This window comes from Dietzia sp. IN118 (assembly GCF_032905965.1).
Lineage (GTDB): Bacteria > Actinomycetota > Actinomycetes > Mycobacteriales > Mycobacteriaceae > Dietzia > Dietzia kunjamensis.
In genome coordinates this window covers 1660443-1673362 of record NZ_JAUMSR010000001.1, presented here as the reverse complement: position 1 = coordinate 1673362, position 12920 = coordinate 1660443, and the positions used below count along the sequence as shown (strand labels likewise).

Here is a 12920-nt window from a genome sequence, read left to right as displayed (position 1 = left end):
GCTGCGGGTTCTCCTAGGTCTGGCGGGCCCGGGCGGAGGCCGCGGGCGCGGGTTCAAGTATGGCGCATCGGGTCAGTGGGACCCCCCACCGCGTCCGTCCAGCAGCCGCTCGACGTACTTGGCCAGCACGTCGACCTCCAGGTTGACGGGGTCGCCCGCGCCCAGTCCCCCGAGGATCGTGTCGGCGAGCGTCGTGGGGATGAGGGACACCTCGAACCACGGCTCCGGCTCGTCCGCGGCACTGACCGCCGAGACCGTCAGCGAGGTCCCGGAGACGGTGATCGACCCCTTCTCGACCACGTACCGGGCGAGGTCACCCGGCAGCGAGATGCGCACGACGTGCCAGTGCTCGTGCTCGTCGCGGCTGATCACGTGGCCTGTGCCGTCGACGTGGCCCTGGACGATGTGACCGCCGAACCGGGCGTCCGCGCGCATCGCGCGTTCCAGGTTGACGGGGTCGCCCGGTGACAGTGCACCGAGTGCGGTCCGGTCGAGCGACTCGGCCATCACGTCCACCTCGAAGTACTCCCCCGGTTCCCAGCCGGTGACGGTCAGGCACACCCCGTTGACGGCGATCGAGTCACCGTGGTGGGCGTCCGAGGTGACCAGGGGCCCCCGTATGCGCAGGCGCGCGGAGTCGCCGGTCGTCTCGACCGAGTCGAGGGTTCCGAGCTCCTCCACGATTCCGGTGAACATCAGCGGGGTCCTCTCGTCGGTGCGGTCGGCGTGGTCGCGGTGGCGGGTCGTGTCAGGCCGGGTCGTGTCAAGCACAGGTGGACGTCGTCGCCCAGGACGGTGGTCCCGCGGATCCGGAAACCGTGGGCGGCCGCGAGCGTGTCCACCCCGGCTCCGGAGACCGCCGACCGCCCGGCGCCGAGCACCAGGGGCGCGAGGTACGCGTCGATCTCGTCGACGAGTCCGGCGGCGAGGAACGCCCCCGCCAGCCTGGGGCCGCCCTCGACGAGGACGTGGGAGACCTCGCCGAGAAGTCCCAGCGCCTCGGCGGGATCGCGGGTGGCCAGGTGTCGGAACCGGCCGTCGGTGCCGCGCACCGTCGCGTCCGCGGGCACGGGGCTCAGCCCCATCACCGCCCGGAGGGGCTGGCGGGGGGCGGGCCGGCCGTCGTCGGTGCGGGCGGTCAGCGCGGGGTCGTCGGCGCGCAGCGTTCCGGTACCGACGACGAGGGCGTCGATCTCCTGTCGTCTGGCGTGGGCGTGGCGGCGCGAAACCGGCCCGGTGATCCACTTGCTCGACCCGTCCGCAGCCGCGACCCTGCCGTCCAGACTCGCCGCGTACTTCCAGGTGACGAGGGGGCGGCCGTGGTCCTGACGGTGGAGCCACGCCCTCAGCGGGCCGCTGCGGGCGGCGCCCACCTCGTCGTCGTCGGCTCGTGCCACCTCGACCCCCTCGCGCCGCAGGGTCCCGGCTCCGCCGGACGCCACCGGATTGGGGTCGGACACCGCGTAGACCACGCGGGCGAGCCCGGCGGCGACGATGCGGGAGGTGCACGGACCGGTGCGCCCGTGGTGGTCACACGGCTCGAGGGTGACCACGATCGTCCCACCGCGCGCGCGGTCCCCGGCGGAGTCCAGCGCCACCACCTCGGCGTGCCGTCCGCCCGGGGCCTCGGTCGCGCCGATGCCCACGACCTCTCCGGCGGCGTCGAGCACCACCGCACCGACCGGCGGGTTGGGGGTGCACACCCCCAACGCGGAGGCGGACACGGCGATAGCCCGGGCCAGGGCGTCCCGCTCGCGACGACGGTCGGCGGGGTCGGCCCCGCCCGTCGCTGATACCCCGGGCCCGCTCGGCACCCCGGGCCCGTTCGGGCCCTGTGGCACTTCCGGCACGTCCGGCACCGTCACGCCCGCGCGGCGAGGGCCCCGGAGCGCAGGGTCCCGATCATCGCGTCGGGATCCGGGGCACCGTAGACGGCCGAACCGGCCACGAACACGTCGCACCCCGCCGCCGCGCACTCGGCGATCGTCCCCGCGTCGATGCCACCGTCGATCTGGATGTGCACGTCGAGGCCACGGCGGTCGATCTCGGCGCGCAGCGTGCGGACCTTGTCCAACACCCCGGGCATGAACTTCTGGCCGCCGAAGCCGGGCTCGACGCTCATCACCAGGACCAGGTCCACGTGGTCGAGCAGGTCGAGGTACGGCTCGACGGCGGTCCCGGGCTTGATGGAGATACCCGCCTTGCACCCCCTGGCGTGCAGCAGGTCGGCGACGGCCTTCGGGTCGTCGGTGGCCTCCACGTGGAAGGTGACGTTGAACGCGCCGGCGTCCACGTAGTCACCGACCCAGCGCGCCGGGTCGGTGATCATGAGATGGCAGTCCATCGGCTTGTCCGTGACCCTCCCGACCGCCTTCGCGACCGGCGCACCGAAGGACAGGTTGGGCACGAAGTGACCGTCCATGACGTCCACGTGGATCCAGTCGGCGGACGGGATGCGCTCGATCTCGCGGTCCAGACGGGCGAAGTCGGCGGACAGGATCGACGGCGCGATGAGCGGCTGGTACGACATGACGTCCAGTCTAGGCGGGCCCGTCCGGGCTGCTCCGCCGACATGGGACGGCGGCCCGCGGACCGGTCAGTCGACGGAGCCGGTGACCGAGGTCAGGAACTCGAGCTGGTCGGCGATGATGCGCTCGAAGTGCGGGTCGACGTAGGGGTCGAAGTGCTCGCACGGGTACTCCAGGTAGCGGCCGCGCGGGATCCGCTGCGCCGCCCGACGCGCGGTCGCCGCGGGGGTGATGGCGTCCTCCGTCGCGATCTGCACCAGCGCCGGGCAGGTGATCCGCCGCGTGTGCCGCATCGGCGAGTAGAAGCCGATCCGTGCCAGGATCCGTGCTGCGACGTCGTCGCGGAATTCACTGCGGCGCAGTCCCGAGTCGGCCGCGAGCCGATTCACCGCGGGATCGGCGTCCGGACTCGTCATGACCGCCGTGTCCCCCGGTCGTCCGACGAGACGCACGTACCGGGGCTCGCGACGCCGGAGCGAGCGCCACAGGTCGTCGACGATGGCCGGGCCGAGTCGGAGCGCCGCCGCGAGCCCCGTCGCCCTGACCGCGGCCGGACCGCTCACATGCGGGACCTGGGCGATGACTCCCGCCAGCCGCTCCCCCGTGCCGGCGAGGGTGAGGACGTGACCTCCCGAGAACGACGTGCCCCACGCGATGACGCGGTCCGGATCGACGCCGGGCAGCGACCGGGTGAAGGCCAGGGCTGACAGTGATGATGTGTGTAGTGGTTCTTCGGGCGGGTCTGACTCACGGGCTGACCGTCGCGGTGGCTGACTAGAAGCGGATTTGTCGGCCCGCTCGGGGGATCGCTACGCACGCGACCGGACGGGCGTTTGTGACCTCATAGGAGCTTGGTTCAGAAGCCCCGCCACTGTCTTGTCCGCCCGCCTGGCCGGCGCGTGCTGCCCCACCGGGATCAACGAGAAAGGCAGCAGTGACCATGATGTCCGATCAGCACGTGCATGTCATCGCCGGAGTGGATACGCATGGCCAGACCCATCACGCGGCGGTGATCGACTCCCTCGGGCGGCATCTGGCCGACCGAGAGTTCCCGGCCACGGGTTCCGGGTACCGGCAGCTACTTTCATGGCTCGGCGGCCACGGCACCGTGCAGGCCGTTGGGGTCGAGGGCACCGGAGCCTACGGCGCCGAGCTGTCTCGGGTGCTGGCCCGGGCCGGACTACCGGTGGTCGAAGTCGACCGACCCGACCGCAAGACCCGGCGGATGAAGGGCAAGTCCGACCCGATAGACGCCTATGCCGCTGCTACCGCGGTCGCCTCCGGGCGTGCCACTGGCGTGCCGAAGACCCGCGACGGGATCGTGGAGGCCGTCCGGGCCTTGCGTGTGCCTCGGCGCTCCGCGGTCAAGGCCCGCACCCAAGCGATCAACCAGGCCAGGCAGCTGGTGATCACCGCTCCGGAGGAATTGCGAGCCCAGTTGCGTGGCCTGCCCGCCCGCGAGCTGGCCGCAGTCTGCGCCCGGTTCCGTCCCAGCGACCTCGCTAGTCCCCTCGGCGCGACCAAGGCGGCACTACGCATTCTGAGCCGCCGGATCCTGGCACTGAGTGAGGAGATCGCCGACCTCGACGTCGAGCTAAAAGCCCTGACCGCGCAGACGGCTCCGACCCTGATGAACCGCATGGGCGTGGGACCTGACGTCGCCGGGCAGCTTCTGGCCACCGCGGGCGACAACCCAGACAGGCTGCGCTCCGAAGCGGCGTTCGCGCACCTGTGCGGCGTGGCCCCGATCCCTGCCTCTTCAGGACGACGAGACCGACACCGACTCAACCGCGGTGGCGACCGGGCCGCGAACCACGCCCTGCATACCATCGCACTGAGCCGCATGCGATGGGACGAACGCACCCGCTCATACGTTGACCGACGAACCGCGCAAGGCCTGTCCAAGAAAGACATCATGCGCTGCCTCAAACGCCACATCGCGCGCGAGATCTACCATGCCCTGATCAACGACCTACAGGCTCGCGACCCCGCCACCAAAGCACCGACCACCGCCGACCTCGCCAAAGCCGCTTGACATCCATAGGAGCATCCGCCAGTCGTCGAGTTGGCGGCCGATGTCGAGGAGTTGCCGGGGTTGTCCGTCGCTGGCGCCGAAATGCCGGTAGTCGAAGACCACCACGACGAAGCCGGCGTCCCGGAAGCGCTCGGCGTACGCGGGTAGGCGCAGGTCCGGGATGCACCCGAAGCCGTGTGCCATGACGATGGCCGGCGCGGGGGTGGCTGGTGCGGGGGTGGCTGGTGCCGGGCCCGCAGGTTCGCCCGACGGCGCGTCCGGGCGGTAGACCCAAGCCGAGCACCGTAACCCGTGCGAGCTGAACTGCGCGTCCTCACGCATCGTGACCCCGTCGAAGTGCCGCCATGAACATCGCGTCTGTGCTGTGCCGGTGCGGCCACAGTTGCACCCACGGGCCGTCGCCCAGTCCGTCGACCGGACGGCCGACCACCTCCGCGAGGATGTCACGCACGTCGAGGAGTTCGACGTCGTCACGCCGGGCGGCTTCGCGGATGACCGACACTGTCTCCGAGAGGTGGGGCGAGCAGGTCGCGTACAGCACCACCCCGCCCGGTCGGACCAGACGCAGGGCCGACTCGAGGAGTTCGCGCTGGAGCGTGACCAGGCCCGGGATGTCGGCGGCGGTCTTGCGCCACCGCGCCTCGGGTCGACGGCGGAGTGCGCCGAGGCCGGAACACGGGGCGTCGAGTAATACCCTGTCGAACCCCGGCTCCAGACCCGGGTCGCGTCCGTCGGCCGTGTGCACGGTCACCGGCAGGTCCTTGGTCGCGCCGCGGACCAAGTCGGCGCGGTGCTCGGAGATCTCCACCCCGGTGAGCGTCGCCTGCTCGATCTCCGCCAGCGCGCCCAGCAGGACCGCCTTCCCGCCGGGCCCGGAGGCCAGATCGAGCCACCTCCCGGAGTCCGGACCGCCCAGGGGGGCGCGGGCGGCGGCCAGCGCCACGAGCTGGCTGCCCTCGTCCTGGACCGCCGCGAGCCCTTCTCGTACGGCGTCGAGCGTTCCGGGGTCCCCGGAGTCCAGGTGGACCGCGTACGGGGACAGCTCACCCTCCGTACCGCCGGTGATCAGTGCCAGTTCCTCGCCCGTGATGGCACCGGGGCGGGCGGCCAGGTGGACCTTCGGCCGGGCGTCGTCGGCGGCGAGCAACTCGGGAAGCTCCCCGGCGGCGGCGCCGAGCGAGTCCGCGAACGCGCGGGCGATCCACTCCGGGTGCGCGGTGCCGATGGCCATCCGAGCCACCGGGTCGGTCACACCGTCACGCAGCGCGTCGACCCAGGAGTCGAGGTCGCGGGCGGCGACCTTGCGGAGGACCGCGTTGACGAACCCGCCCGCCCGGCCCAGGCCGGCGGTGCGCGCGGCCTCGACGGCGGTGTCGACGGCGGCGTGCGCACCGATCCGGGTGAACAGCAACTGGTAGGCGCCCAGCCGCACGAGATCGAGGACCGGCGGGTCGATCTCCTCGACGGGCCGGGACGCCGCGAGCACGATCACCCGGTCGAGCAGTCCCTGTGCGCGGAGCGTGCCGTAGGTCAACTCCGTGGCCAGCGCCGCGTCGCGTGTGTCCAGCTTGGCGCGGCGCAGTTCCGCCGGCAGGGCCAGGTTGGCGTAGGCGGCGCGTTCCCGCACGGCCGCCATGACCGCCAGCGCGACGGTCCTGGCGTCGGGACGGGGTTGCTTCTGCTGTTTCTGTTGTTTCTGCGGCCGGGTGTCCGGACGTCGCCGGCGGTCCGACTGCGGGCGGTTGCCTCCACCGCTCTTCGGGCGTCCCTGTCCGCCCCCGCGGCGGGGATCGGGCCCCTGCCCGCGGCCCTGTCGGTCGTCAGCGCTCACTCGAACACCGCGCCCTCGTCGAGCCGGGCGCCGCGCACCCAGTCCAGCGCGTTCATCATCTTCTTGCCGTGGGGCTGGATGGTCTCGATCGCCATCGGTACCGTCGCGGTGCCCACGAGGAACGACCGCTTGTCCCACGAGATGAGTCCGGGCCCGAGGTCCGTGGGCGCGTCCTCGGCGGGGCGGGCCGAGCCGATCTTCACCCGTTCGCCGCCGAGCGTCGTCCAGGCGCCCGGCGCAGGGGTGACCGACCGGATGTGCCGGTCGACGGCCAGGGCGGGATCGCTCCACCGCACCCGCGCGTCGTCGACCGTGAGCTTCGGTGCATGGGAGGCGCCGTCGGCCGGCTGGGGAACCGCGCGGAGCTCTCCCGACTCGATCCCGTCCAGGGTCGCCGCGAGCAGCCCGGCGCCGGACACCGCGAGTCGGCCGAGGAGGTCCCCGGCCGTGTCGCGGGGCCGGACGGTCTCGGTCATCGTCCCCAGGACCGGGCCGGTGTCCATGCCCTCGTCCAGCAGGAAGGTGGTCGCGCCGGTGACCTCGTCACCGGCGGCGACGGCGGCGTTGACCGGGGCGGCCCCCCGCCATGCGGGGAGCAGGGAGAAGTGAAGGTTGATCCACCCGTGGGTGGGGATGTCGAGGACGGGGCGCGGAACGAGGTGGCCGTAGGCGACCACCGGAACCGCGTCGGGTGTCAGCGCGCGCAGTCGCTCCGCGAACTCGGGGTCGCGGGCGTTCGGCGGGGTGAGGACCTCGATGCCCGCTGCGTCGGCCGCGGCCGCCACGGGGCTGCGGGACAGTCCCCGACCGCGGCCGGTGCGGGCGTCGGGACGCGAGACGACGGCGACGACCTCGTGACGGTCACTGTCGAGCAGCGCCTGCAGGGACGGGACGGCGACCTCCGGGGTGCCGGCGAAGACGAGACGCACTTCTCACCTCACCGCCATCGCGTCGGAGAGCGTGTCGTAGATGACGCCGCCGCTGACCGCCGCGCTGCCGAACCAGCTGGCCGAGCGGATCTCGGCCATCGCCTCGCGTCGGCGCTCCGGGGTGAGGCGCTGCAGGAACAGCACCCCGTCCAGGTGGTCGGTCTCATGCTGGACGGCGCGGGCGAGGATGCCCTCGGCCTCGAAGCTGACGGGCTCGCCGTGCACGTCGACACCGCGCGCCCGGACGCGGGCGAACCGCTCGGTGGGCAGGGAGATCCCGGGGATGGACAGGCAGCCCTCGTTGACGTGGGTCTTCTCCTCGCCGATCGGCTCCCACTCGGGATTGACCAGGTGACCCTCCCGCCCGCCGCAGCTGTAGACGAACACACGGGTGGACAACCCGATCTGGGGCGCCGCGAGCCCGGCCCCCTCCTCGTGCGCGACGGTGTCCATGAGGTCCGCCACGGTGCGTGCCAGCCTGTCGTCGAAGGAGGTGACGGGGTCGGCGGGGGTCCGGAGGACCGGGTCGCCGAAGAGCCGGACGGGATGGACGGACATGCGTATGGGTCTCCTGGCAGGCGTCGGTGCTGAACGGCCATTCTAGGCGCTCCGTCGGCGTGCGCCGTCGTCGGCGGTCGGCCGGACGCACGGCGGGGCGGTCAACCGATGTGGACGGGGTCCAGACGAACCCGGACCGAGTGGCTGTGGCGGCGTCCGGAACGCCGGAGGACCAGTGCCCGGAGCTCCGCCGCGACCTCGGCGAGGACGGGCGGGGGCACCCGGAACAGCACACGCTCCGGGTCCTCCACCTCGTCATGACCAGGGAGCTCCTCCCCGGCGGGCAGATCCACCGGACCCAGTACCTCGACACTGTCCGTGAGGCGGAAGTCCTCGAGGACCTCGGCGAGCGCGGCGGCCGGCCCGTCGACCGCGATCATGTGCACCGCCGGCGGGAACCCGACCTCGGCGCGGTCCGCGAGTTCGCGCTCCGCCCAGCCCTGGGGATCCCACCGGACCAGCGCCTGGGCGACCGCGGACTCGGATTCGGCGGACAGGAACACCCTGCCCCCCTCGTCGGCGGGACGGACGAGACCGGCCGCCCCGATCCACAGGCGCAGGGCGTGCTGGACGGCCCGCAGGTCGGGTCGGCCGAGAAGCGCCCACGAGTCCAGGAGCAGTGCGGCCCCGTACCCGCCCTCGGCGACGGGTTCCGCTCCCGGGGTGGCGACGATGATCGCCGGGCTCGCGGGCACGGTGTCCAGGATCTCCCCTCCCCCGCTCGTGCGGATCCGGACACCGGGGAACATCCGGCCCAGCTCTTCCGCGGTGCGGCCTGCCCCCACCACCCCGGCCCGCAGCGCCCGCGATCCGCAGGCCACGCAGCGGAAGCTCGGCTCGGGGGCCCCGCACCACCCGCACGCCAATTCCACCGGCCCGTGGACCTCGTCCATCCGCCCGGCGCGGAGCGGGCCGTTGCACCGGCGACACCGCGCCGGGGTCCGGCACGACCCACACAGCAGCGTGGGGATGTACCCCTTGCGGGGCACCTGTACGAGGACCGGGGCGTCCACGTCGATCGCCTCCCGGGCCATCGTCAACGCCACGGCGGGCAGCCGCGTGCGGCCCCCCGCGACGTCGCGGGCCTGCACCGGGTCGGCGTCGGTCACGGCGACCACGCGGGGCGCGAGCTCGCGGGTCAGTCCGGGGCGCGGGCGGATCTCGTGTGCCCACCCGGAGCGGACGTACTCGGCGACCTCGGGGGTCCGGTCCACCGACGACAGCAACAGGGGTACGCCCTCGAGGGCCGATCGCTGCGCGGCGACGTCACGCGTGTGGGGATACGGGGCACGCGGCTCGACGAACGAGTCGTCCCCGTCGTCGTGCAGCACGATGAGCCCGAGTTCGGGCAGGGGGGCGAAGACCGCGCTCCGGGTCCCCACGACGATCCGGGCGTGGCCACGGATCGCCCGCAACCACCGTCGGTACCGGGCGGACGGCCCGACGCCGGCGGACAGATCCGTGACGAGGTCCCGACCGGCCGCACCGCCCCCGACGACCTCGCGACAGGCCGCGGTGAGACGGTCGACGTCCCGCTGGTCCGGGACGATCAGGAGGACCTGGAGCCCACGACGCCGCAGGGAGTCGGCGAGGGTCGCCAGGGCCCGGGCCCAGTCCCGTCCCGGCGGGACCGTCCACACCCCGCGGGCGGGGACGGCGCCGGTCGCGGCCTCGAGGAACCTCGCGACCATCGGGTGGTCGCCCCACCCCTCCGGCATCTCTACCGGCCCCACCGACACCCCCAGGGGCGGCCCCGGCTCGGGAACGGACTTCTCGGCGGCGGCATGGCGCGGCGGGATCGCCAACCGGATCACGTCCGAGCGCATGCCCACCCACCGCCGCGCCACCAGGTCGACCAACCGGAGCAGGTCCGGGGTGAGGACGGGCTCGGGTGACACGACCCGCTCGAGCCAGGCGAGATCCCCCTGGTGATCGGTCTGCGCGCGCCGCTCGACGAGGAAACCGTCGACCAGCCGCCCGGCGAACCTCACCCGCACCCGCACCCCCGGGACCGCCTCGGCGGAGAGTGACTCGGGGACCAGGTAGTCGAACTCCCGGTCGAGATGGAAGACCCCGAGCAACGGCAGGACCCGGGCCACGGGGGCATCGGCCGCCGCGACCCGGGTCGCTGGGCGCGTGGTGGTCACGTGCGGGATCCTCGCACCCCGCTACGACACACGGGGTGACGGCGTCAGAGTCCGGCGGCCTGCTTGAGCTCGTCGACGCGGTCGGTGCGCTCCCAGGGCAGGTCGATGTCGGTGCGGCCGAAGTGTCCGTAGGCGGCCGTGGGGGCGTAGATCGGACGCTTGAGGTCCAGGTCGCGGATGATCGCACCGGGCCGCAGGTCGAACACCTCGGTCACCGCCTGCTGGAGTCGGTCGATGTCGACCTTCTCGGTGCCGAACGCCTCGACGAACAGTCCGACCGGGGCGGCCTTGCCGATGGCGTAGGCGACCTGGACCTCGACGCGCTCGGCCAGGCCGGCGGCGACGATGTTCTTGGCGACCCAGCGCATGGCGTAGGCGGCGGAGCGGTCCACCTTGGACGGGTCCTTGCCGGAGAAGGCGCCGCCACCGTGGCGGGCCATGCCGCCGTAGGTGTCGACGATGATCTTGCGTCCGGTCAGGCCGGCGTCGCCCATCGGGCCGCCGAGGACGAACCGGCCGGTCGGGTTGACCAGCAGCCGGAAGTCGGCGGTGTCGATCCCGCCGGCGGCCTCGGCCAGGACCGGGTCGATCACGTGCTGCGTGAGGTCGTCGCGCAGGGTGGTCTCCAGGTCGATGCCGTCGGCGTGCTGGGTGGAGATGACGATGGTGTCCAGCCGGACCGCGCGGTCGCCGTCGTACTCGATGGTGACCTGGGTCTTGCCGTCCGGGCGTAGGTAGGCCAGCGTGCCGTCCTTGCGCACCTCGGTCAGCCGCCGCGAGAGGCGGTGGGCCAGCGCGATGGGCAGTGGCATGAGCTCGGGGGTGTCCGAGCAGGCGTAGCCGAACATCAGGCCCTGGTCGCCGGCACCCTGGCGGGCGATGGCGTCCTCGACCGAGTCCGTGGAGGTGCGGGCCTCGTGAGAGGTGTCCACGCCCTGGGCGATCTCCGGCGACTGCTGCCCGATCGAGATCGACACGCCGCAGGAGACGCCGTCGAAACCCTTGTCCGAGGAGTCGTAACCGATCTCGACGATCTTGTCGCGGATGAGCTGCGGGATCTCCACGTAACCGGTGGTCTTGACCTCGCCGGCCACGTGGACCATGCCGGTGGTGACCATCGTCTCCACGGCCACTCGGGCCGCCGGGTCCTGCTCCAGCATCGCGTCCAGGATCGAATCTGAGATCGCGTCACAGATCTTGTCCGGATGCCCCTCGGTCACGGACTCGCTGGTGAACAGCCGACGTGCCTGCGTCACAGTGGTTCTCTCTTCCATGGTGGGATCGCGTGTGATCGTTGCCGATCGCGTGGGGACAGACTAGTCGGTGCGGTCTGCGTCACTCCGCCCGGTCCGCCCGCGAGCGATCCCCACGATCGCGTCGAGTAGACGGTCGGCCAGGAGGTCCTTGCTGGCGCGCTCGAGGGCCGTCTCGCCGCCGCCCGAGTCGAGGATCCAGCCGCCGTTGACGTCCTGTCCGAAGGTGGTGTCCCGTCCCACCTCGTTGACGACGAGGAGGTCGCACCCCTTCCGGGCGAGCTTGGCGCGGCCGTGCTCGAGGACCGTGCCCGACGCGTCCCCGGTCTCGGCGGCGAAACCCACGAGCACGCAGTCGGCCGGGACGTCCCCCGCCGCACGCGCGGAGACCAGGTCGGCGAGGATGTCCGGGTTCCGCCGGAGGCGGATCTCCGCGGGCTCCGATCCGCTGCCCTTCTTGAGCTTGGAGTCGGAGACGTCGGTGGGCCGGAAGTCGGCGACGGCGGCGGCCTTGACGACGACGTCCGCCCGCGCGGCTGCGCGCAGCGTCTGCTCCCGCAGTTCGAGGGCGGACTCGATGTGGACGACCTCGACCGCGGGCGGGGTGGGCAGATCGGAGGATGTCACCAGGGTCACCCTGGCTCCCCGGGCAGCGGCCACCGCGGCGATCGCGTGGCCCTGCTTGCCGGAGCTGCGGTTGCCGAGGAAGCGCACGGGGTCGATCTCCTCGCGGGTTCCGCCGGAGGTGACGACGATCCGCCTGCCCGCGAGGTCCCACGGCAGTGATCCGCCGTCGAGGAGGAGCCGGGCCAACCGCGCGATGTCGGCGGGCTCCGGTAGTCGCCCGGCGCCGGTGTCGGCGCCGGTGAGCCGGCCGGAGGCCGGAGGCATGACGTGGATGCCGTCACCCCGGAGGGTGTCGACGTTGCGCCGCGTCGCGGGGTGCTCCCACATCTCGGTGTGCATGGCCGGGGCGAGGAGCACCGGACACCGGGCGGTGAGGAGGGTGGAGGTGAGAAGATCGTCGGCGCGCCCGCTCGCCGTGCGGGCCAGCAGGTCCGCGGTGGCAGGAGCGACGACGACGAGGTCCGCCCGTTGCCCTAGGGCGACGTGGCGGACCGAGGGCACGTCCGAGAACACCCCGGTGGACACCGGGTTCCCGGACAGCGCCTCGAACGTGGCGGACCCGACGAATCGCAGGGCCGCCTCTGTGGGGACGACGTCGACGTGGCATCCGGACTCTGTGAGCAACCGGATGAGGCCACAAGCCTTGTAGGCGGCGATCCCGCCGCCGACTCCGACGACGACGCGCGGGCCGCGCATGTCGTCCCCGGAGGGGCTCACTCGCCCTCGGCGCAATCGAGCAGGTCGGAGTGCAGCTCACGCAGCGCGATGGTGAGGGGCTTCTCGTGCAGCCCCGGGTCGACCAGCGGGCCGACGTACTCGAGGATGCCCTCCTCGATCTGGTTGTAGTACGAGTTGATCTGGCGCGCCCGCTTGGCGGCGAAGATCACGAGTGCGTACTTCGAGGACGCCCGCTCGAGCAGCTCGTCGATCGGGGGGTTCGTGATGCCGATCGGGGTGTCGTACAGCGGGGTGGCCGCTGCGGCTTCGGTGGTGGCCACTATGGGTTCTCCTC

Annotated in this window: 13 protein-coding genes; 1 reads left to right on the top strand and 12 read right to left on the bottom strand. The window is 72.5% G+C overall.

Annotation, left to right across the window (positions count from 1 at the left end; all coding sequences use genetic code 11):
• Nucleotides 1-72: 72 nt before the first annotated feature.
• From Q2K20_RS08145 to Q2K20_RS08130, 4 genes are all read right to left on the bottom strand, one after another.
• On the bottom strand, nt 73-696 hold the full coding sequence (locus Q2K20_RS08145) for a riboflavin synthase (protein WP_269504053.1): 624 nt from the start codon (nt 694-696) through the stop codon (nt 73-75).
• Nucleotides 696-1742, bottom strand: coding sequence for a bifunctional diaminohydroxyphosphoribosylaminopyrimidine deaminase/5-amino-6-(5-phosphoribosylamino)uracil reductase RibD (gene ribD, locus Q2K20_RS08140; RefSeq protein ID WP_269504069.1), 1047 nt, complete (start codon nt 1740-1742; stop codon nt 696-698). Before ribD ends, Q2K20_RS08145 begins: the two co-directional genes overlap by 1 nt.
• A 119-nt stretch (nt 1743-1861) precedes the next feature.
• A complete protein-coding gene (rpe, locus tag Q2K20_RS08135; protein ID WP_067716379.1) occupies nt 1862-2530 on the bottom strand; it encodes a ribulose-phosphate 3-epimerase in 669 nt (222 codons plus the stop codon).
• Nucleotides 2531-2596: 66 nt separating this feature from the next.
• A complete protein-coding gene (locus Q2K20_RS08130) occupies nt 2597-3091 on the bottom strand; it encodes an alpha/beta fold hydrolase (RefSeq protein ID WP_241504299.1) in 495 nt (164 codons plus the stop codon).
• A 380-nt stretch (nt 3092-3471) separates the two neighbouring features.
• Between Q2K20_RS08130 and Q2K20_RS08125 the strand changes: the two genes are divergently transcribed.
• Entirely contained in the window at nt 3472-4563 is a 1092-nt protein-coding gene (locus tag Q2K20_RS08125) for an IS110 family transposase (RefSeq protein WP_187699930.1), read from the top strand.
• Here Q2K20_RS08125 and Q2K20_RS18195 read toward each other — a convergent pair.
• The 8 genes from Q2K20_RS18195 to rpoZ all read right to left on the bottom strand — a co-directional run bounded on the left by Q2K20_RS18195 (nt 4501) and on the right by rpoZ (nt 12906).
• Nucleotides 4501-4746, bottom strand: a complete 246-nt coding sequence (locus Q2K20_RS18195) for a hypothetical protein (protein ID WP_410494186.1) — start codon at nt 4744-4746, stop codon at nt 4501-4503. The genes Q2K20_RS08125 and Q2K20_RS18195 overlap by 63 nt on opposite strands.
• A gap of 130 nt (nt 4747-4876) precedes the next feature.
• Nucleotides 4877-6394, bottom strand: a complete 1518-nt coding sequence (locus Q2K20_RS08115) for an RsmB/NOP family class I SAM-dependent RNA methyltransferase (protein WP_269501534.1) — start codon at nt 6392-6394, stop codon at nt 4877-4879.
• A complete protein-coding gene (gene fmt, locus Q2K20_RS08110) occupies nt 6391-7323 on the bottom strand; it encodes a methionyl-tRNA formyltransferase (RefSeq protein WP_120283311.1) in 933 nt (310 codons plus the stop codon). The genes Q2K20_RS08115 and fmt overlap by 4 nt, the downstream gene beginning before the upstream one ends.
• A 3-nt stretch (nt 7324-7326) precedes the next feature.
• On the bottom strand, nt 7327-7881 hold the full coding sequence (def, locus tag Q2K20_RS08105; protein ID WP_119192946.1) for a peptide deformylase: 555 nt from the start codon (nt 7879-7881) through the stop codon (nt 7327-7329).
• A gap of 101 nt (nt 7882-7982) precedes the next feature.
• The gene (locus tag Q2K20_RS08100; RefSeq protein ID WP_120283315.1) at nt 7983-10028 is read right to left on the bottom strand and encodes a primosomal protein N'; all 2046 of its coding nucleotides are present in this window, start codon (nt 10026-10028) and stop codon (nt 7983-7985) included.
• A gap of 44 nt (nt 10029-10072) precedes the next feature.
• Nucleotides 10073-11302 carry a methionine adenosyltransferase gene (gene metK / locus Q2K20_RS08095; protein ID WP_096905429.1) on the bottom strand — a complete coding sequence of 410 codons (1230 nt, stop codon included), beginning with the start codon at nt 11300-11302 and terminating at the stop codon, nt 10073-10075.
• A 42-nt stretch (nt 11303-11344) separates the two neighbouring features.
• A complete protein-coding gene (gene coaBC / locus Q2K20_RS08090; RefSeq protein ID WP_269501527.1) occupies nt 11345-12625 on the bottom strand; it encodes a bifunctional phosphopantothenoylcysteine decarboxylase/phosphopantothenate--cysteine ligase CoaBC in 1281 nt (426 codons plus the stop codon).
• A complete protein-coding gene (gene rpoZ, locus Q2K20_RS08085; protein WP_061228655.1) occupies nt 12622-12906 on the bottom strand; it encodes a DNA-directed RNA polymerase subunit omega in 285 nt (94 codons plus the stop codon). Before rpoZ ends, coaBC begins: the two co-directional genes overlap by 4 nt.
• Nucleotides 12907-12920 lie beyond the last annotated feature (14 nt).

Coding starts and splice junctions, on each gene's coding strand:
- Q2K20_RS08145 (WP_269504053.1), bottom strand. CDS start 696: ATGTTCACCGGAATCGTGGAGGAGCTCGGAACCCTCGACTCGGTCGAG.
- rpe (WP_067716379.1), bottom strand. CDS start 2,530: ATGTCGTACCAGCCGCTCATCGCGCCGTCGATCCTGTCCGCCGACTTC.
- Q2K20_RS08125 (WP_187699930.1), top strand. CDS start 3,472: ATGTCCGATCAGCACGTGCATGTCATCGCCGGAGTGGATACGCATGGC.
- Q2K20_RS18195 (WP_410494186.1), bottom strand. CDS start 4,746: ATGGCACACGGCTTCGGGTGCATCCCGGACCTGCGCCTACCCGCGTAC.
- def (WP_119192946.1), bottom strand. CDS start 7,881: ATGTCCGTCCATCCCGTCCGGCTCTTCGGCGACCCGGTCCTCCGGACC.
- metK (WP_096905429.1), bottom strand. CDS start 11,302: ATGGAAGAGAGAACCACTGTGACGCAGGCACGTCGGCTGTTCACCAGC.